General features: G+C 40.2%; 8 protein-coding genes. 1 reads left to right on the top strand and 7 read right to left on the bottom strand.

The window, feature by feature from the left end:
• Positions 1-45: 45 nt before the first annotated feature.
• Together J2Z48_RS01910 and J2Z48_RS01905 are read right to left on the bottom strand one after the other, a co-directional pair.
• Entirely contained in the window at positions 46-10,131 is a 10,086-nt protein-coding gene (locus tag J2Z48_RS01910) for a non-ribosomal peptide synthetase (RefSeq protein WP_307250494.1), read from the bottom strand.
• Positions 10,132-10,157: 26 nt separating this feature from the next.
• Positions 10,158-14,705, bottom strand: coding sequence for a non-ribosomal peptide synthetase (locus tag J2Z48_RS01905; protein WP_307250491.1), 4,548 nt, complete (start codon positions 14,703-14,705; stop codon positions 10,158-10,160).
• Between the two features lie 556 nt (positions 14,706-15,261).
• On the opposite strand from J2Z48_RS01905, the gene J2Z48_RS01900 reads away from it, so the two are divergent.
• The gene (locus tag J2Z48_RS01900) at positions 15,262-16,581 is read left to right on the top strand and encodes a phytoene desaturase family protein (protein WP_307250489.1); all 1,320 of its coding nucleotides are present in this window, start codon (positions 15,262-15,264) and stop codon (positions 16,579-16,581) included.
• Positions 16,582-16,631: 50 nt separating this feature from the next.
• On the opposite strand, the gene J2Z48_RS01895 is transcribed toward J2Z48_RS01900, so the two are convergent.
• Genes J2Z48_RS01895 through J2Z48_RS01875 form a run of 5 tightly spaced genes read right to left on the bottom strand, consistent with a single transcriptional unit; the run spans position 16,632 to position 21,890 of the window.
• Complete coding sequence (locus J2Z48_RS01895) at positions 16,632-17,228, bottom strand: hypothetical protein (protein ID WP_307250487.1); 597 nt, start codon at positions 17,226-17,228, stop codon at positions 16,632-16,634.
• Between the two features lie 40 nt (positions 17,229-17,268).
• Complete coding sequence (gene holA, locus J2Z48_RS01890; protein ID WP_307250485.1) at positions 17,269-18,282, bottom strand: DNA polymerase III subunit delta; 1,014 nt, start codon at positions 18,280-18,282, stop codon at positions 17,269-17,271.
• 26 nt (positions 18,283-18,308) lie between these two features.
• On the bottom strand, positions 18,309-18,935 hold the full coding sequence (locus tag J2Z48_RS01885; protein ID WP_307250484.1) for a hypothetical protein: 627 nt from the start codon (positions 18,933-18,935) through the stop codon (positions 18,309-18,311).
• A complete protein-coding gene (locus J2Z48_RS01880; RefSeq protein ID WP_307250482.1) occupies positions 18,914-19,474 on the bottom strand; it encodes an RNA polymerase sigma factor in 561 nt (186 codons plus the stop codon). Before J2Z48_RS01880 ends, J2Z48_RS01885 begins: the two co-directional genes overlap by 22 nt.
• Before the next feature lies 1 nt (position 19,475).
• On the bottom strand, positions 19,476-21,890 hold the full coding sequence (locus tag J2Z48_RS01875) for a DNA internalization-related competence protein ComEC/Rec2 (protein WP_307250480.1): 2,415 nt from the start codon (positions 21,888-21,890) through the stop codon (positions 19,476-19,478).
• Positions 21,891-21,985: the final 95 nt, after the last annotated feature.

The raw sequence follows: 21,985 nt of genomic DNA, 5'->3' as shown, positions 1-21,985 counted from the left end.
CGTTTCTCTTGCACCTTCATACTGCCATTCATTGTTACATCCATTCTAATGTGCGACAAGTACACGCAGTTCTTTTAAAATCTCTCTTAACAAGATGGCATTTTTCTCTACATTAGGGTGACTCATCATTTCAAAGTGAGTACCATATCCTTGATTTATACGATAATGTTCCGTAGCCGTTGACCAAGATGTAAAATCATGCATCGTGTCAGTAGGATCTACGTGAGCTAAGATTTGATGAATTTCTCCATGAATATTTCCATCATTTACGAGTGATAGAAAGTAGGATACATAAGCTCTATACTTTTGACTAAGCATAGACAGATCCGTTGTTTCTCCGATTACTCTCGTTATGTCTTCCATATTCTCCTCTTCAAGTCTCTTACCTTCCAAATGAGATTCTTTTCTTATCGAATCTAAAAGAATCATTTGAGAGACTTCTCGACCTCTTTTTTCTAACGCTTTCGCTACTTCAAAGGCCAAGTTCCCTCCAGCTGAATAACCCATTAAGGTAATCGGTCCTGCTGGCTGAATCTCCGTAATGCTTTCTACATAACGTTCAATCCGATCATCTGACTCAATAAAATCCGCTACATAAAGACTCATTTCTCCATCCATTTGTTCTGCTAAGGGCTTATAAACGATTCCATAACCAAATATGGGTGGAAAGCCAAATACATTTTTTTGACCCTTCGCATTTAGCAAGTTCATGACCGATGGTTGCGAAACGAGACTGAGCATTTCACTTAATTGGTGACAGATGCTACGAATCGTTTGATTCTCATAAAAGAAACTGAGCGGGATACTTAAGTGCATGGATTGGTAAAGCTCGTTTACCCTGTATCCGACTTCTAAGATTTTGAGTGAGTTCCCTCCCATTTCAAAGAAACGATCATCAATTCCCACTTGTTCGACACCAAGAACCTCCGACCAAATCGTAACTAATTTCCGCTCAAGCTCATTTCTAGGAGCCATATACTCCATTGCTGTCTTTTGCAGTCCTTCAGGTGCAGGTAGCGTTTTTCTATCTACTTTCCCATTTGGTGTGAGCGGCATGTTTTCTAATTGTACAAGGTAGGATGGAACCATATAGTGAGGCAACACTTGAGATAGCTCCGCTCTTAAATCAGACACTGAGCACTCTTGTTCAGCAACAAAATACGCACAAAGCTCTAATTGACCTTGGAGATTGGGTCGAGTAATCACTACTGCTTCTCTCACTATTGAGATCTGTAATAATTGAGACTCTATCTCGCCTAGCTCAATTCGGAAACCACGTACTTTTACTTGATGGTCTGTCCGTCCGATATACTCCATATTTCCATCTGGTAGATAGCGAGCCAAATCCCCTGTTTTATACATTTTCTCACCACTAGAGAATGGATTTGCTACAAACTTTTCATCGGTTAACTCCTGTTTACCGTGATACCCTCTAGCAATCCCAATCCCTCCAATGCACAATTCTCCTATCACTCCTACAGGCTGGGGTTGATGATGTTCATTCACAATATATAGTTTGGCATTATGAATCGGAACGCCAATTGGGATCATGGTTTGTTCATCATCCGGATAGCAATCATAGACGGTAACATTAACCGTTGCTTCCGTTGGACCATACATATTGATTAGCTTCGCCTGCTCAAACTGGAACGTTTGATAGAACGATTTCACTTGTTCAGCACTTAATACCTCGCCACATGTAAAGATTCTCTTCACGGAGGATAGATCTACTTTACGTGACTGGCGATCGATATGATGCAGGATGATAGATAACATGGATGGGACAAAGTACATGGAGGTAACTCGATACTTTTCAATCGCTTGTACGACCATTTCAGGATCTTTTTCCATCTTCGTAGGCAGTAAACAAAGACTAGATCCTCCCATAAACCACGAAAATATCTCCCAAACGGATAGATCAAACGAAAACAAGGTTTTTTGTAACACAACATCCGATTCGGTTAATGGATACTCTGTTTGCATCCAATGTAGACGGGAGACAACCGATTGATGTTCAATCATTACACCTTTAGGCATTCCTGTGGAACCTGAAGTATAAATTACATAAGCTAATTGCTTCGGATCTACATGTATGTCTAAATTCTCTGAGCCATACCCATCCTGGTAACTATCCTCTTCATCTATACAAAGGACATGAGGCATATCAACAAGATCTACGAGCTTTCTTTGAGTAAGTAGGATATCCGAACCACTATCCTGTAACATGTATTGAATACGATCTTCCGGATAATCAGGATCAATTGGAACATAAGCTCCACCTGATTTTAAAATGGCTAAGATCCCGATCATCATTTCCGGTGATCGCTCAACCATCATGGCAACGAGACTTTCAGACCGAACACCCAGACTTTGTAATTTCTTAGCTAACTTATTTGCCCGCACATTCACATCTCGATACGTCAAAGTCTGTTCTTTATAGATAAGTGCCACATTGTCCGGTGTCCGCATCACTTGTTCTTCAAATAATTGATGAACCGTCTTATCTTCTGGGTAATCTTGACTCGTATCATTAAACTCAACCAATAACTGATGCGCTTCTGGCTCTGTAACCATACGAAACTCAGCTATAGGCTGGTCAGGAGACTCCACGATCTGGTGTAACAGGTGTTTCCAGTGTTCAGACATCCGAATGATCGTCTCAGGTTTAAACAAGGCTGTACTGTACTCCCAATGGAATTTGATTTCTTCTCCTTGTTCCATTACCTCTAACATGAGATCTAGCTTGGCAATTTGGGATTCCAAGTCATACGGATGAATCTGTAGATTAGGTAATTCTAACTCCGTCCAATCCATATTTTGAAACAGAAACATGGTATCAAACAAAGGATGACGGCTTAAATCTCGTGTCATATCTAACCCTTCTACTAGTTTTTCAAACGGATAATCTTGATTATCAAAAGCACCTAAAGAGCTTTCTCGCACTTCATTTAAAAACGTTCGAAACGACTTATGACCCTCTGGATGGTTTCGCATAGCAAGGGTATTTACAAACATGCCGACAACAGACTGTACATCAGGATGTGATCTACCTGCGATCGGGGAGCCCACAACGATATCCGATTCACCCGTGTATTTGTGCAAAAGAACATTATATGCTGCTAGTAACAACATATATAAAGAGGTTCCTGTTTCTTTGCTGAGTTGATTTAGCCTACAGCTGAGTTCTGGATCCAATATAAAGCTATGATGGTCTCCAGCAAATGATGGTACTGCAGGACGGGAGGAATCTGTTGGGAGTTGCAACGCCTCCGGCATAGTCTGGAATATTTCTTTCCAGTACGTTTCTTGAGCTTTAAACGCTTCACTCTGTTGGAACGTGTTTTGCCATACCGCATAGTCTTTATACTGAATTCCTACCTCGTCCAATGTCTGAGAAGAGTAAGAACTTATTAACTCTCTTACCAGAATATCCACAGAAGTCCCATCTGAAATAATATGGTGCATATCCATCATCAAAACATGTTTGTTTTCCGAAACCTTGATTAGACCTACTCTTAATAGCGGTGCCTTACTCAGGTCGAATGGACGTATAAATTGATCAATGGTTGCCTGAATTTCCGCTTCACTTTCAATCTGGTATCTTTCGACTTCGAATGAAATCGTATCATCGATGAGTTGAACGATTTCCCCTTTGTGCAAACCAAACGAAGTCCGTAGTGCTTCATGTCGATTGACCACAGTTTTCCACGCTTCCAACATCTTCTCTGTGTCTAATACTCCCTCTAGCAAGTAAGCCCACGGCATATTGTAATTTAATGCCTCTTTCTCGAGTTCTCGTAACAAATACATTCTTTTTTGAGCAGACGAGACTGGGTAATACTCCATTTTCGGTACACTCGAAATAGATGTATATGTGCCTTTTTCCATTTCCTCTAGTATCTTTGCTAATGCATCAATAGTAGGAGCTTGGAAAATATGATGTATGGGAATATTTACGTTTAACTTTTTATAGATGAGGGCTACCAACTGAGTAGCCTTTAGGGAATGGCCTCCTAATTCAAAAAAATCGTCCTCCACACCCACTCGATCTACTTTTAATACCTCTTGCCAAATATCTACGAGCATCTCCTCCAATAAATTTCGAGGTGCCACGTAATCATATCCAGACTTCATTTCCCCTGTCGGAGCAGGTAAAGCCTTGCGGTCCACTTTCCCATTTGGTGTTAGGGGGAGATAATCCATTTGCACAAAATAACTAGGGATCATATAGCTAGGTAATGATTTTGCTAATTCAAACCTTAGTTGTGCTGTTGTTAACTCTTCATTGGCTACGATATAGGCACAGAGCTCTTTATGATGACTATTTTCCATCTCCGTGGCTATCGCAATCGCATCTTTCACAATTGGAATTTGAATTAATTGTTCTTGTATTTCTCCTAACTCAATCCGATATCCACGAATTTTGACTTGATGATCCAATCTTTCCAGATATTCAATATTCCCATCAGGTAAAAGACGGACCAAATCTCCTGTTCGATACATTTTTCCTTCTGAGAATGGATTTTCGATAAAACTCGCTGCTGTGAGTTCCGGGCGATTCAGATAGCCACTAGCAACCCCATCTCCTGCGATACATAACTCACCTGGAACCCCTATAGGTTGGACACCATGATTCTGGTCCAAAACGTATACCTGAGTATTATTCAATGGTTTTCCAATCGGAACCATTCCTGTTTCAAGCACAGATTGATCGATAACATAGTAGGTGGCAAAAACAGTCGTCTCAGTAGGTCCATACACATGGATCAATCGACCATCACCTAAAACCTCGAGTGCCTTTTGCACATGTTTGACAGAAACCTTTTCACCACCAAAAAGAATCTTTCTAACACCTAAGAGGCATACCGAGTTCAGATCTACAAGTGTGTTAAATAAAGCAGTCGTCATAAAGGAGACCGTAATCTTCTCATCTTGGATAAAAGACGCTAGTGCATCCGGATTGGTAGCTACCTCTTTCGAAGCCAATACTAAGCCAGCCCCATGTAACAACGCGCCGTAGATATCAAATGTCGACCCATCAAAAGCATAGTTGGACAACTGTAAGATGCGATCACTTTCATGGATGTCAATATAACCATTATTTAAAATGGTTTTCACAATATTTCGATGCGTGGTTAAAATGCCTTTTGGTTTTCCTGTTGATCCCGATGTATAAACGATATAGGCTACATTTTCAGCTAGACTGATTGGTTCAAGATTTGAACTCTCTTCATCTATCTGATCCATTTCGGCTAATACCAGAACTTCCCCTACATACCCATCTGGGATCATAGAAACGTCTTGAACCATGAGAATGGAGGCTTTGCTGTCTTCTAAAATATACTGCTTTCGATCTTCCGGATAGCTAGGATCAATCGGAACATAGCTACCTCCAGCTTTCAGAATAGAAAGAAGTCCGATGATCATTTCAGAAGAACGATCCGTGATGAAACCTACTCGACTCTCTCTTGTTACACCTTGTTTCCGTAATACTCGTGCCCATCGATTAGCCGTCTCATTTAGCTCTAGATAGCTAATTTTTTGATTGCCAAACTGGATTGCGATACGGTTCGGTGTTTTCTCTACCTGTTCTTCAAAAAGCTGCTGAATCGTTTTCTCATATGGGTACTCGCTTTTCGTATCATTCCATTCAACTAGGATCCTGTGCTTCTCAGCCTCTGACAAACACTCCACATCACCAATTTCTTGATCTACATTTTCGACGAATTGATGTAGCACTTTTATCCAGTGTGTCGCCATACGTTCGATCGTTTCGCGTTTAAATAGAGAAGTGCTATACTCCCAATCACAGACAATCTCATTCTCATTCTCTGCAATCTCAAGAGTGAGATCAAACTTGGCAATTTCAAATGGGAAATCCAAAGGCGTACAGTGAAGAGACGGTAAATCCAATTTTTTACTTCCCGTATTTTGTAAGACCATTAGGGTATCAAACAATGGGTGACGGCTTAGTTCCCGTTGGATCTCTAATTGTTCCACTAGTTGTTCAAACGGATAGTCTTGATTTTCATAGGCTTTGAGGGCATTGTGCTTCACTTCTTCCAAAAAGAGACGGAGTGTTTTTTGTCCCTCTGGATAGTTCCTCATCGCCAACATATTAACAAACATTCCAATCATCGACTCAACTTCCGCATGTGGTCTACCTGCAGTAGGCGTTCCTACGACGATGTCTTCTTGCCCTGTATATTTGTGAAGCAACACTTGATACGAGGCAAGCAAAACCATGTATAATGTCGTTCCTGTTTCTCTAGCGAGACGGTATAATTTTTCAGTCAGTCCAGAATCTAATGTGAGATGGAAGCGATCGCCACCAAAGCTTTGTACGGCTGACCGGGTATAATCAGTCGGCAGTGATAATACCGGCGGGATGGTTTGGAATTGGTTCAACCAAAATTCCTGTCTAGCTTGATACTCTTCACTATTGAAAGATGAATTTTGCCAAGCCGCAAAATCTTTATATTGAATACGTTGTTCTGGTAGAGTACCTTCCGTATAAAAGATCATCCATTCTTCTAGCAGAATTTCAAGTGAAACGCCATCTGCAATAATATGATGCATATCGCATAACATGACGTAGCCATTGCTTCCCAAGTTAACGAGACCCACTCGTATAAGCGGAGCTTGTCCAAGATCGAATGGACGTATAAAAGAACGCATACACGAATCGATCTCGGCTCCGTTTAATTCCGATTCCTCGACTTCAAAGGGCATTTCATCGTGAATGCGTTGTACAATCTCCCCTTTTTCCATCGCAAAAGAGGTTCGGAGCATTTCATGACGTTCGATCACAGCTTTCCAAGCCTTTTTAAATCGATCTTTTTGCAAAGGACCTTCGATCTTAATAGCCCATGGCATATTGTAGCTGGTATTCGTATCTTGCAAATGTTGTACGAGATAAATCCTTTTTTGGGCTGAAGATACCGGATAATGATCACTTTGCTCTACAGGTGAAATAGCTGTAAATGCCTTCTCCTCCAGTCGTTCCAACTCACATGCCATTGCGGCAATGGTTGGGTACGTAAATACATAGCGGAGTGGGATCATTTGATTTAAAACCTGATGAATTTTAGCTACCAGCGTGGTGGCTTTTAAAGAATGCCCGCCAAGCTCAAAAAAATCAGCATAAACACTAATCTTCCTAACACCTAATACATCTTGCCAAATTTGAACAAGATTGCCTTCAAGTTCAGTTCTTGGAGCAACAAATTCTACTCCTGTCTCATTGAAAACATCATGTTGTGGCAATGCCTTTTTATCCACTTTCCCATTTGCTGTTAATGGGATATTCTTGATCTTGATAAAATAGTTCGGAATCATATAGTTCGGTAACGTTTTCGCTAATGATGCTTTTAGTTCAGACGTAACCAACTCCTGCTCCGTTACAATATAAGCACAAAGTGCCTTGTGACCATCATCCATGGTACTCGCGATCACGACAGCCTCTTTTATAAAGGAAATCTGTAATAACTGTGATTCGACCTCACCAAGTTCGATTCGATATCCGCGGATTTTTACTTGATTGTCCATTCTTCCCAAGTATTCAATGGTTCCATCCGGCAACCAACGAGCTAAATCCCCTGTTTTATAGATACGTTCATCTGGAAAAAATGGATTGGCAACAAACTTCTCAGAAGTCAGCTCTGGCAAATTTTGATAGCCTGCTGAGATCCCTTCCCCTCCAATACACAACTGACCTGCTACACCAATTGGAAGAAGACCATTATCTTCATTCATAATAAACACTTGTGTATTGGCAATCGGTCGACCTATATTTGGAAGCGCTTGCATATTTGGAATCTGATTATGAGCGAGCATGGACGAAATACAACCAATCGTTGTTTCTGTGGGACCATACTCATCCATAATATGAACAGACGGATTTTGCTTAAAATAGGAAATGACATCCGAATATTTAATTTCCTCTCCACCTAATATAATTTGCCGAATGCTTTCACACGGATTGTTTTTAGCAAACGAAACACTTCCAACCATCATACTGAACAAAGATGGAGTTAACTTGATTAATGTGATTTTTGACTGTCGTATATATTCCAAAAGAATTTCTGGTTCCGCATATTCTTCTCTTGAAACAAGATATAATTGACTACCAGAAAGCAACGTTAGAAAAATAGGAGTATAGCCCAAATCAAAAGCATATGAAGACAAAAGCATGCTTTTATCAGCGGATGAAACAGATGTTTGAGTCGCCACAGATGCTATATAATTCATCACATTGCGGTGAGTCACTTGTACTCCCTTCGGCAAACCTGTCGTGCCCGAAGTATAAATCACATAGGCAAGATCACTTGATTCTCCTATTTTTAATGCGCATGCATGATCATTAGAAGATTGTTCCAACCAAAGTTTGTTTAGGTCGATCTTTTCAACCGTATCAGGGATCCGATTATAAAAATCAGCGATTGTTAAAATTTGTTTGACAGCGCTATTCTGAACCATATACTCTATGCGATCCATCGGAGTATCCGGATCAATAGGTAAAAATGCCGCCCCAGATTTTAAAATCCCTACCAAGCCAATCATCATTTCGATCGAAGGAGGTACCAATAAACCAATAATCTGATTCGCTCCAACTCCTCTTTCAGCTAGGAGATAAGCGACTTTTTCTGCTTGTTGATTCAACTCATAAAAAGTCAAATTTTGATCTTTACAAACCACTGCGACCTGATCAGGCATTTGCACTACTTGCTCTTCAAACAATTGTGGAATCGTTTTATCCTTTGGAAATAAGCTTTTTGTCGCATTAAAATCGACCAGTAGTTGCTTTTTGTCAGCTTCTGTTAAGAAGTCAAGTTGCGATATGGGTTGGTCAGGATTTTGTAAAACAGCATGGATGAGGGCTTGCAGATGCTTTTTTACTTGTTCAATCATGAGCGGATCATACTTGTTTTCATTAAACTTAAAGTGAATACGCAATTGCGAACCAGGTAACACGATCAGATTTAAATGATAGTTGGTTTCTTCAAATGCAACCACATCCTTGATCGTAAGACTATTCGCAGTCGCCTTATCTCCTAACTCCATCGGGTAATTTTCAAACACCCACAAATGCTGAATTAACTCTTGTTTTAATTCACTTTGCGTTTGAATATTTGCAAGTGAACAGTATTCATAGCCTTGGGACTGAATGGCATGCTTTTGTAATGACTGGAGAAAATTGAGAACGTTTTGCTCTTTCTCCCATTGAACACGTAAGGGAATCGTATTAATAAATAGACCGACTATATTTTCGACTCCAGGGATTTCGGAAGGTCTCCCAGAAACGACATTGCCAAAAACCACATCTTGCGATTGATTGTATTTACCTAATAAAATCCCCCAAATCCCTTGCAATGCTGTATTTAGCGTCACTTGTTGAGATTTAGATAACATATCTAGTTGCTTGGTGGTAGCTTCATCTAAAACCAAAGTGATTTCTTTAAATGAGGATTGACTCGCTTCCTCCCAACTCGATCGCTGAGGTAAATCGACTTGTTCGTTATATCCGGCTAAGGAGTTTTTCCAAAACGCGAGAGATTCTTCTTGATCCTGTTGTTCCAACCACTCAATGTATAATTGATACGGAACGGTTGAAGATAGATTCGCACTCCGATTCTCTCTTAGTGCATCATAGATCTCGATCCATTCTTTCAGCAAGATTGGAGTACACCATCCATCGATTAAGAGATGATGACAACTCCAAATCACTCTATATTGATCTGGGGTTGTTTGAAAAATCATGAGACGTGTCAAACATTCCTCTGAGAGCTTAAATCCTTTCTTTCGATCTTCATATATCCATTGATTAAGAAATTCATTTTGCTCATCTTCACTTAACTCTGTTATGTCTTTGATTTCTGCTGGCGCATGTAATCCCTGTAGCACAACCTGAACAGGTTCCTCCGTTCCTTCTTGAATAAAAATCGTTCGTAAAATATCGTGGCGATCCACTAATTGTTGAAAGCTATCAGCGAAGCATTTGGCATCGAACTCACCCGTGATGGTAAAGATTGTTTGTTCAAAATAGGCAGTTGACTCTGGATCTAGCAAGGCATGAAAATACATGCCTTGCTGCATTGGTGATAACGGATACATACTCTGAATATCTACCATATATATCTCCTCCACTTGACTAACGACTATTTTAGTTTCAATTGGATCTTTTGACGTAATTGACGAAAACGATCTACACTCATCCCTGTATATCCATAATCGGATGGAGTTTTTTCTGTCTCTTCTACAGAAGTACAGTATTGAACGATTTGTTTCAAATGCTGAACAAACTGATTCGCGATTTCTTGTATCGTCTCTACTGCAAACTCCTCTGGATGAAACGACCAATAAAAATTCATCTGGTTTCCTACGCGAATACCATTGATACTTAAAGGGAACAGTTCATGGTTCCTTGGTCCAATGTCTCGATTCTCAGAAGAAAATGATGACATTTCCCATTCTCCCATCTGTTTATCAAATTCCCCAAGGTAATTGAAGATCACTTCAGGTTGTTTGGTAAATGGCAACTCTGCTACCTCTGGTGCTAAATATTTCAAAATACCAAATCCAATTCCTTTAAGTGGAACGTTACGGAGCGTCTCCTTGACATTGATTATGGTCTCACCCAATTTATTTGAACCTGGTACATGTAATAAAACAGGATATGTCGTCGTAAACCACCCTACTGTACGAGAAATGTCCAAATCTTTTACAACTGGCTCTCGACCATGCCCTTCTAACTCAATGAGTACTTTGGATTGGCCTGTCCATGATTGGAGCGTTAATGCCAATGCTGTCAGTAACAAATCATTCAATTCTGTCTGGTGAGCTTGATGCGCTTTTTTCACAAGGTGTAATGTATCTTCTTCCTGAAGAGTAACCATGATATGATTCAGATCCTGAACCATCCTATTAGGAACTTTCCGGTCCCTTGGCAACTCTAAGGATTCCTCTTTTTGTATTTTTTCCCAATATAAAGATTCTTTCTTTACCCGTTCACTTCGAGCGTATTTTTGTAAACCTCTTGCCCACATTTGATAGGAGCTTGTTTTTGGTTGTAGCTCGATCTTTTTTCCGTCTGCCAACTGCGTATAGCCGGTAGCGAAATCTTCTAAGAGGATGCGCCAAGAAACACCATCCACAACCAGATGATGAATGATCATGTACAAATGATCACCCTCTATTGTTCGGAATAAAGCTAAGTGAACTAAGGGGCCTTCTTCTAAATTGAAACCCGCTTGCAAATCATTTACTTCATGATCCATCTTCATTTTTGGATTTTGTTCATTCGTTAGGTCAAAAACTGTCATGTTGAATAATGGTGTTGTTTTTGTTTCCAGCCCTTCTTGAATAAAGCCCACTATGCCCTCTGCTTCTTTGCGAAACGTGGAACGTAAGACATCGTGATGTTCAACAAGAGCCGTCCAGACTTGACTCGTTTTTTGTTCATCAAAACCATCCGGACTGTACAACATCATGGACTGATTCCAATGACTGGACTCCACAAACGATTGGCTAAAAAACCAATTTTGAATTGGCGCTAAGGGTATAATTCCTTCTACCTTCGATTGTGAATTCTGTTTTTCTGTTCTGACCATTCGTAATGCTGCCTCCGCTAATTGTGGGGCACCTAGCAAATATTTCATTTCTAACTTTAGTTTAACTGCATGAAGACGTGCTGAAACTTGAATCGCCTTTATGGAATCTCCACCCAAGTCAAAAAAGTTATCCAACCTTCCTACTTTTTCCACACCCAGAATTTCTTTCCAAATGGCAGCTAAGATTTTCTCCATTTCGGTCTCTGGAGCTTCAAATGGCATATTTTTTGATATTCCCTTAGGCGCAGGAAGATTTTTACGATCCACTTTTCCATTTGGAGTTAGTGGGATTTGATCCAATTGGACGAAATGTGTTGGGATCATGAAAGATGGCAACAGACTAGATAACTGGTCCTGTAGAGAATCTTTGGACCAACTTTCTTCCGATACAATATAGGCACATAACTCACTTTGATTACCTGAAACTTCCCGAGCCATGACAACTGCTTCTTTTATCGTTGGAATTTGGACCAATCCAGATTCAACCTCACCTAGCTCGATTCGATATCCACGAATTTTCACTTGATGATCCATTCTTCCTAAAAATTCCACTGTCCCATCAGGTAACCAGCGAGCTAAGTCCCCTGTTCGATATATGCGCTCACCAGGAATAAAAGGATTATCGATAAACTTCTCAGCTGTTAACTCCCGTCGGTTGTAATACCCTCTAGCAACACTATTTCCACCTATACATAATTCCCCATCAACACCGATCGGTTGTAATTGCAACTGCTGGTTCACAATATACATTTGCATATTAGGCAACGGCTTTCCGATCGGAACATGTCCTGCATCTGGTAGCAAATCTCTGGACGCTTCAAAATAACTGGTATCAATACTCGCTTCTGTTACTCCATAGCAGTTGACAATTCGGAATTGGTTTCCAAAACGGGATAAAAGCTTTTTATACTCCTCTACAGAACAACTATCCGAACCCAATATAAATAACTCCAAGTCAGGTAAACTAAATTGATTTTCATAGATATACTCCATAAAAGGAGCAGCCATCGCAGGTGTTAAATCCAAAATGGTGATCCGATTTTCTCTACAAAGTTGATAGAGTTTCGTTGGATCAAAGCGAATTTCTTCAGGGCATAAGATCAACTCGCCACCATTTAACAATGCTTTAGCAACATCTCCTGCAAAAACATCAAATGAAAAGCTCGCCATTTGCAATAAACGAACGGGAATTCGATCCAGCGCAAATTCTTTTCGCCATCCTAATGCCACGTTGACATACTGTCGATGCTCTACCATAACCCCTTTTGGATTTCCAGTTGAGCCTGAAGTATAGATTACATAAGCAAGAGAATGGGCATCAACACCAGAGAGAAGCGGTGTAACATTTTCTTGTGCAATCTCATCATTGTCTCGATCCAGACAAACGGATTCAATGTTTCTAAATAACCCCTTTTTTTCCTGTAGACTTTCTTGAGTTACGAGCAACTGAATTCCAGCATCGTCTACTATGTATTGAAGTCGTTGCTCTGGATAAGTAGGATCGAGCGGAACATATGCCCCTCCTGCTTTCAAAATCCCTAAAAGACCGATGATCATTTCAAGCGAACGATCCACACAGATTCCGACTAATGTCTCAGGTTTGACACCTTTTTTATGTAGGTAGTGAGCCAGCTGGTTCGCTTTCTCGTTCAGCTCCCGATAAGTAAGTTGTTGATCTTGATAAACTACTGCGATCGCTTCAGGGTCAAGCGCCACCTGCTGTTCAAAAAATTCGTGAATGGTTTTATCCGATGGGAAATCTGCTTGTGTATGATTAAATCCGACTAAGATCTTCTCCTTTTCCTTTTCTGAGAGAATCTCTATCTCCCTAACCTTCCGACTTGGACTTTCTACTGTGTTTTGCAGTAGATTCAGCATCGATGTAAAGAAGCGATCCATTTCTTCTTTTGTAAATAATTCATTCCGATAATCTAAATGCACACGTAGAATTCCTGAAGTCGTTAGGTTTTCTAAATGGATAGCAAAATCATTTGGTTCTTCATTAGGAGAGATCCAAGTAATATCACCATTACTCATTTCTCTATAATCGATCGAGATACCACACAAACGTTTGCTGCCACCGTTCTTTTGACTAATATGCTCTGATAATAAATTGAACGGATATTTCTGATGTCGTAATATCTTTTGTTGCTTTCTTGATACGCGCTTAATGAATGTAAGCACTTCCTCATTAGGGTCCATACTTATCCTTAAAGGGACTGTGCTAACCATCATCCCCATAAGCTCCTTCTCTTGCTTATTGGTACGGTTCCCATAGGACATTTCTAAAACAATATCAGGCGATGACATCCACTGATACACCGAAAGCGAAAGAGCCGAAACAAAAATCGTAAAGATACTAAAACCATGTTCTTTCGAAAATTCATCAATCTTTTTCGATAAGCTTTCCGGTATTGTAAACGTCTCTCGTGATGCTTTCGTACTTACTTGGTAGGGGTTATACTCTTTTAATCCTGTTACGGACGGAATCGTTTCGAATTCCTCTAGCCAGAATTGCTTATCCTTTTCAAATCGGTTGCCTTTTAAGTAAGCCTGTTCACTCTCTAAAAATTGGAGATAGGAGCATTTTGAATTCATTATAAAATCATCATTATTAAGAAAAGAATGGTAGCAGCGAGAAATTTGATTTAAACATTTCTCAATCGATATACCATCTATCATGATGTGATGGGCTTCACCGTAAACAATACATTCATTCTCACTTGCTTTGATGATTGAGAAATCGTATAGATCGGAATCAAATAACGCAAACTTTTCGTGTCTCTTTTGATCAAGCCACTGATCTAGTCGAGTCGAATCCTCTTCAGCACTGAAGTCAAAAAAGTCGAATTTCCTTTCTTGATGTTTGACAAAATATTGCTCCGGCTCCTGATGCTTATTTTCTTTGAGTCGGATACCAAAACTATCATTTTCGCTAATCATTCGGTTTATAGCCCGATTCAATAGCAAATAGTTCATTTCGCTGGATATCCTAACCAAGAACCTTAGATTGCATATTCCCTGATCTGCATAAATCGCTTCTGTATACCATATCCGCTTCTGTGGATGACTTAAAGGATAATATATCTCATTCATATAAAAATTCTCCTTATTTAACTTGAAATATTTTTTATTCCCATTAAGTAGATGGAAGTAATTTCAAAGAAAATAAATTTATTTTCATCATCCCTCCAAATTGACTCTATAAGTCAACAAGTAATTTTCATACATTATATAAATTTATTTAATAAAAATTATACAGATTCTATTTTCATTTTCAAGACTATTTTACAATTTTATGTGAACAAAAAATAAGATTATATATTCTTATTTGTAAATTTGTTATTTAAAATTAAATTTCATTCATAAATTAGTAAATATTGTTAATTGTTTTGTTAAAATTCGTTGCAACTGATTGCTACTATGAAAAAGAACCGTACCAAAGAATAGCCGGTGTGAGAAAACTGAAATATAGTATCCTAGTTGGAAATAACACATATTCTAAAATAAAGAGAAATTTTCGAACATACCATGAACACTACCTCATTGACTCACAAATTGTTACAATAGAAGATGATGAAAATGAATTTTGTATATATCTTCAAATGAAAACAAAAAGTGTAATCGCTTTTAATAGAGGAGAGTGTTTGTTGTGCCGGAGAAAGTAATAGTAGTTGGAGGAGGTCTAGCTGGCCTTTCCGCAGCTGCGCGACTCGCACATCACGGATATCAAGTTACCTTACTCGAAAAAGCACCTAAGCTCGGCGGTCGTGCCATCACGATTCCCATGAAAGGGTTTAACTTTAACTTTGGAGCCCATGCTATCTATGCAAGGGATCGATCCACCTTACGAAAATTTGAAAGCGAAATTAACCTCCAAGTGGATTGGAAAGACTTTACACCTTCCAAAGCTTATTATGATTTAGGCTCTTTTACTACGCCTATGCCAGCCACATTGGAAGGCTTGTATAAAACCAAAATATTAGATGCTAACAACAAAGTTCGTTTTGCCTATGAAATTACAAAAACTCTCTCTTCCATTGAGCGAGGAGAAGATGGCGTTCTGATCGGGGAATACTTAGAGAACCAACCCGCTCAGATCCGAGATTTGCTACTCACGGTAGCATCATCTAATTTCTTTACCAACGAATCAGAAAAAATTCCATCACCACTCTTTTTCCAGTATTATAAACGTTTGTTCTCTACCAACCGTGCCGTTGCCTATATCGGCGGTGGCTGGCAGTCAATCGTAGAAGGATTTGCAAACATCATTGAATCCAATGGTGGACAGATTATCACCAAAGAAAAGGTTTCAAAGATAGAGATGGAAGGCAATCGAGTCACGAAGCTAATAGGTAAAGAAGGTACCGAGTATATCGCGGACCAGATTATTTTCTGTATTCCACCTAGGGACCTCACTGCATTGTTTGCAGAAACTAAATTTGCATCCTTATTTGACGAGTATAATCAGTACAAACCGACACAAGTAGTTGTATATGACCTCGGCTTAAGCAAGCGGATTCCAAGCCCGTACACCTACATCTATCACAAGCAGGAACGTGTCTTTATCACCGATATTTCTCATTATGATCACACCTGCGTTCCAGAAGGCGGACAGCTTTTACAAGCAATTGCCTATCTAAACGAAGACGAGATTGCTGAAGGCAAGGCCGATGAAAAAGTTGCCGCCATCGAAACCGTATACGATAAGCATTACGCTGGCTGGCGGGATCTCTTAGTCGCCAAACGTCTATCTAAAAAAGCTACCGTACAAGAAATCAAATGCATCAACGATCAACGCCTCATGCCAGTAAAATTCTATAGTCTACCAAATGCATCCTTTGCCGGCGACTGGTGCCAAGGAGAAGGTCAACTCTCCGAACTATCCTTCACCTCCGCTTACGAAGTAACAAGTCGCATTTTAAAACATAGCAAAGCACATCCAAAAGAAAATCTTGCAGAAGCGAAGTAAGCATAAAAAGCCCTGATCCATTGTAGCGGATCAGGGCTTTTTATATAAACCTAGAATGGACCAATATGCGACCAAGACTTCTCTAATATCTTATAAGCTACAAATACCACAACTGTTATCACAAGCGCCACAACTGAAAAAATAGAAGTAAACAACACACGATCACCCGTATGAATCTTCAACTGCTCATAATCCGATCGGTCAATTCTCCGAGCTTGGCTTCTAACATTTAAATTTCCTAACATCAACAAAACAGCCGGAACCACCAGAAAATACCATAGCGGTAAACCGTTCACAAATGGATGAGCGGGACGAATAATAGCTTGAATCATAAAAAAAAGTGAGACCGCCACTTGCAAATATACATTTGATAATTGATAACGTAACCATTGATCTCCTAGCTTCTCTTTCTCATAACGAAGGAGTTCATTCATTCCCGGGAACATGAGATAGAGTATATTCGACTTACGAACCAACACCATACTTAGCGGTGATATCGCAAAAATGATTGCTAATACCACATACACGATAGGGGTAGAGGCTCGACTAAAAATAAGTCCAAATACGATTACAGCATAAACGACAAAAAGAATGTTTGTATAAAGCAATTCTTTTTGTCGCAGGGAACGAAGTTGTGTATCTTCCATAGTCATTTGTCCCTTCTATTAATCTGACATGTTCATCATATCACAATATCAAGAGGATGCGTTCCACAGCAAATTCTTTATCAATCACTCGATTTGATTTAATGGCTTGATCTGTTTCAATTGCCTGTTCTAGTAGTGTCTGAAGTTGCTCTTCCGAATACGAATTTCCCCGTTGGAGAGCAAGTTTCACTGGATAAGGATGAAGTTTTAATAGACTTGCGATCTCTTTTTCATTTTTCCCCGTTTGTGCTAGTAGTTTACCTTGTAACATGATGCGAAATTGTCTTGTAATCAAAGCCAAGATTTTAATCGGATCTTCTTTTTGAAAGACAAGATCACGGTAGATTTGGATCGCATTTTCTTTATTATGTTTCCCCATCTGATCTGTTAGACGAAATACATCCTGCTCTAACGTACGTACCACTTGTTGGTCCACTTGCTCCAGTGTGATTACACCTTGTTTTCCTGCAAATAGAGCTACCTTTTGGCATTCCTGAGCAAGGAGGCGTAGCTGATTTCCAACTAACTCAATTAACCGATTGATCACTTCCGTATCAGCTTGTACTTGCAATAATTGAAACCTCTTTGCGACAAATCTCTGTAACTCTGGCCCCTCTAAATGCTCAAACTTCAAGATTTTAGCTACCTTTTCTATCTGTTTAACCACTTTCTTTCGTTTATCCAGAGAAGATCCTGACATAGTCAAAATCAATATATTATCTGGGTGAAGATCCTTTATATATTCGAGGAACTCATCCGTATCGTGCTCCACTTTACTTTTATGATTACCAAAAAATGAGGCATTCCTCGCTATAATCCATCTACGATCCCCAAAGAAAGAAGGAGTCTCCAGTTCTTGCAGCACAGATTGAATCGGTGTCTCATCAAGATCAAACACAACCTCATTCCATTCCCGATCCCCTGTACTACGCTCACACAATTGTTGCCTGATCCAGTCTAGCGTTTCTTCTAGTAAAAACTCCTCTTCTCCATACAAAAAATAAACAGGATGAATTTGGTTTTTCTTGATGTCTTGTAGTATTTTGCGATCCATTCCATTCACCCCTTCATCCCTTTAGTTTATCGTTTATTAGCACTCGTTTCTACTGGAAACTCAAATGTAACAAGCCCGCCTACTGAATCGGTAAACTTTACGATGAGTCGATCGTTATTCAGCCACTCGATCTTTGGATCTTTCGCGCTTACCATACTTTGTTTGGGAATCGCTTCATTACCCTTTTTATCATAAACTTGTACTTGATTTTTTTCGTCCCATAGTGCTACCAAGTCTTTATCAGGTGAGAGAATACCCCCCTTTTTTACACTCTCGGTATAGAGACGGGGATTCGCTAGGATTTTCATAGGCCACGATGTCGTTCCAATCGGTACAAAAGCGATCACCGCTGTCAACAATAGGACCACAATGCCAATCCCAATACTTGCTATCTTCCATCTCTTTAAAACGCGTGCCCGTTGCTGTTGTCGCTCTTCCTCTTCCATCTGTTCAAACACCATTTCCGTCAATGGAAGCACCGGGGTTACCTTGCATAAGTTAGATAATTCGAAAACTAACTGTTGGAAGCGACTTGCCATGGCTGCATCTTCAGGAGAATTAGCAAGATAAACATCTAAATATTGTTGATCTGTATTTGTCAGATCTTGATCTAAATCCTTTTGTATTAGATCTACGATTTGTGGATTTGCCATTGGAAGAGTCCCCCCTCTTGATAGTCACTAAGCCATTCTTGTAGCTGTTTACGAGCACGATATAGTTGCTTTTTCACTGACTCTACCGAAATTCCTAAGACTTCTGCGATCTCATGAATCGTTAGATTTTGAATGTAACGTAAGACTAATATGAACCGAGGACGCTCGGGAAGTTCATATACAGCTCTCTTCAAACTGGCAACGAAACTCACATTTCCGGGGAGCTTTTTCACTAGATTATCTCTTGTAAGATGAGGCAACATCGAAACGACTTTGGAGCGTTCTTTGGATAAATCGAAACATGCTTGTACAATTAACTTTTGTTCCCACACCTGTTGTTTCGCTTCTAGATCACTCACTTGAATATCCTTCACATGTCCATATACATAAACCAAGGCTTTCTGTGTAGCATCCATCGCATCTTGTTGCCTCTCAGTTACATAGTAGGCAGTTTGGTAGAAAGTCTCTTCTAAATGATGACAGAAATCTTTTAACGAATCTCGACAACCACCTTGTGCCTTTTGAAACAGCTCTATCAAATCACTCACTCCCTTTTCCTTGCAACATGGATGAGAATTGAATCCCTTCTTGATTAATGCGAATCGTTACCGCTCCCATCTGATCTGTCCGATAGATTTGCGTACCTGCTTGTTGTAAGCGTCCGATCACTTCAGAAGATGGATGACCATATAGATTCTTCTCCCCAACCGAAACCAGCGCATATCGCGGCCGAATCTGATGAATAAATGCCTCTGTACTGGAAGTTTTGCTGCCATGATGGGCGACTTTATGTATATCGATCTTTGGTAGATTCCATGATTGGAGAAGCTTTTCCTCAGCATGTTGTTCAATATCGCCTGTAAATAAAATATGTTTCTGATCAATCGTAAACAGGAGTACCAGTCCTGCATTATTGGACGTTCCCTCATATAACGACTCATCTCGTAAATCGGGATACAGAAAGGTAATCGAGACACCTGACTCTATCTCCCAAACTTGTCCCATAGGAGCAATCTGAATAGGGATATCACGCCCTCTCACTTCCCTGACCCACTCTTTCTCCAGTTTCGAGATGGTCGGTAATGGATTCCGGATTATCGTTTCTACTGGAAAACGCCTGACCACGGCACCTAAACCCTCAAGATGGTCGGCATCACCGTGTGTGGAGACAAGTAGATCAATCTGATTCACACCTTGATATGTGAGAAACGGAACCACGACATCCTCACCCACATCAAACGGATTTCTCCTTTTTTGCCACTCTTTTTGAGGGTAGGGTAGCCTTCCTCCACCATCAATTAAAATGGTCTTTCCAGATTTAGTTCGGATAAAAAAAGCATCCCCTTGCCCTACATCAATCATCGTAATCTCATGATGGGAAGCTGGCCAAAAGGCTCCCCAGACTCCGAATCCGATCCAGCAAATCCATACGCCGCTTATCACCCAGGGAATCTTAGAATAGATGTAGCGAACACTTACCCAAGTCCACCAACTTCCTACCATCAATAGGAGATATACCAGCAACCAGATCCCATTCGGATGTGCAAATGAAAACAGATGCCCACCTACCTGCTGTACCCATTCAATCCCGTTTTGACTTAGCTGAATCACCCAAGTCAAGCCTTGCGCACACCAAGCTCCGACCGAAAAAATAAAGAAGGATACAAGTAAACTTCCATATCCAATTGGCAAAACCACTACGCTAAAAAAAGGAGCAAACAACACATTAGCCGTCAGCGAAAAAAGCGAACTTTCGTGAAAATAATAAACCAACAAAGGAAACGAAGCCGCTTGTGCCACACAAGCCCCTGCGAGTGTATACCGGAACCACTTATACCCATATGGAAAGCGCTCCGCAAGTGGGGTTGTTCCCACGATTAAAGCAGCAGTTACTGCATAACTAAGTTGAAAACCAGGATTAGAAATCAAGAGCGGTTCTAAACAAAGCTGGATCATAGCAGCCAGACATAGGAAGGAAAGAATATCCCTCTCCTTTCGCCAAGCGATGGCGAGACACATCATCCCCGATACAAGACCCGCTCTTACAATAGGCGGTTCCGCCCCTGTCAGAAGTACATAGAAAGGGAGAAAAAGAAGAATCATCCATGCAGACTTCTCACGAGTCACTCCTACGTATTGAAGCAGTAAGAAAAGCGCTCCCACCAGCAAGCTCACATGGAATCCTGAAATGGAGAGGATATGGACAAGACCAAGCGTTTGATATTGTTCCTCCCACTCCATGGGTACATCATAACGATCTCCGAGGAGAAGTCCCTTCATAAATCCCTGAACTTCGGTATCTGTGTAGATCTGTGATATCTGGTCTGCAAACAATTGATGTGTCTGATCGATCCATGTCATCAGAGAGCTTTCTGTCCCAAGCTGTTTGAGAATATGTAATCCTGTACCTTTTCCAATCCAGAAAATCGATTGTTGTTGTAAATAGTCTCTATAGTGAAACGCTCCAGGATTTCTAGGTAGCACAGGACGCTCCATATGCAAACGAGATTGGATCACCCACCCTCTTTGTACTTGCTGAGACTGCTTCCATTGCTCAAATGATTCCATCTTGATGACGACTCTTATGCGCTCCTTTGTATGAAACCACTTGCTTTGATGCTGGATTTGGGATAGTTGTAAATCAAAGCGTAATTGGTCACCATCCCGAATTGGTTTTGACTCAATGGTACCTGTTACATGGACATCTTCACCTTGATTAATAGGAAGCTCGGACACATTTTGTAACATGGTAATGGAATAAATAAAGCCACTCACCATCCAGGTCAAGGCGATAAGCAAATAAGAACCCCGAACTTCACTCGATATAAAAGTAACTCCCGAAACCAGAACCACGATAAACCCACATGTGTACCAAAGCCATTGACTACCTGTTAGCTCCACACACAGGACACCCATCAACCAACCCATTACCACTTTGACAAGAGGGCGATTCATCTACTTCGCCACTTTCTGTATCAGCTCTACTCTATTCCTCTTCTTCTATTACCTAAATTTTTCCTTCTTTTGACATTCTTTTTATGCAATTTTCA

The organism is Croceifilum oryzae, from assembly GCF_030814315.1.
GTDB classification, from domain to species: Bacteria; Bacillota; Bacilli; order Thermoactinomycetales; family Thermoactinomycetaceae; genus Baia; species Baia oryzae.
The sequence above is the reverse complement of the archived record's forward strand: the minus strand, read 5'-3'. Positions and strand labels throughout refer to the sequence as shown.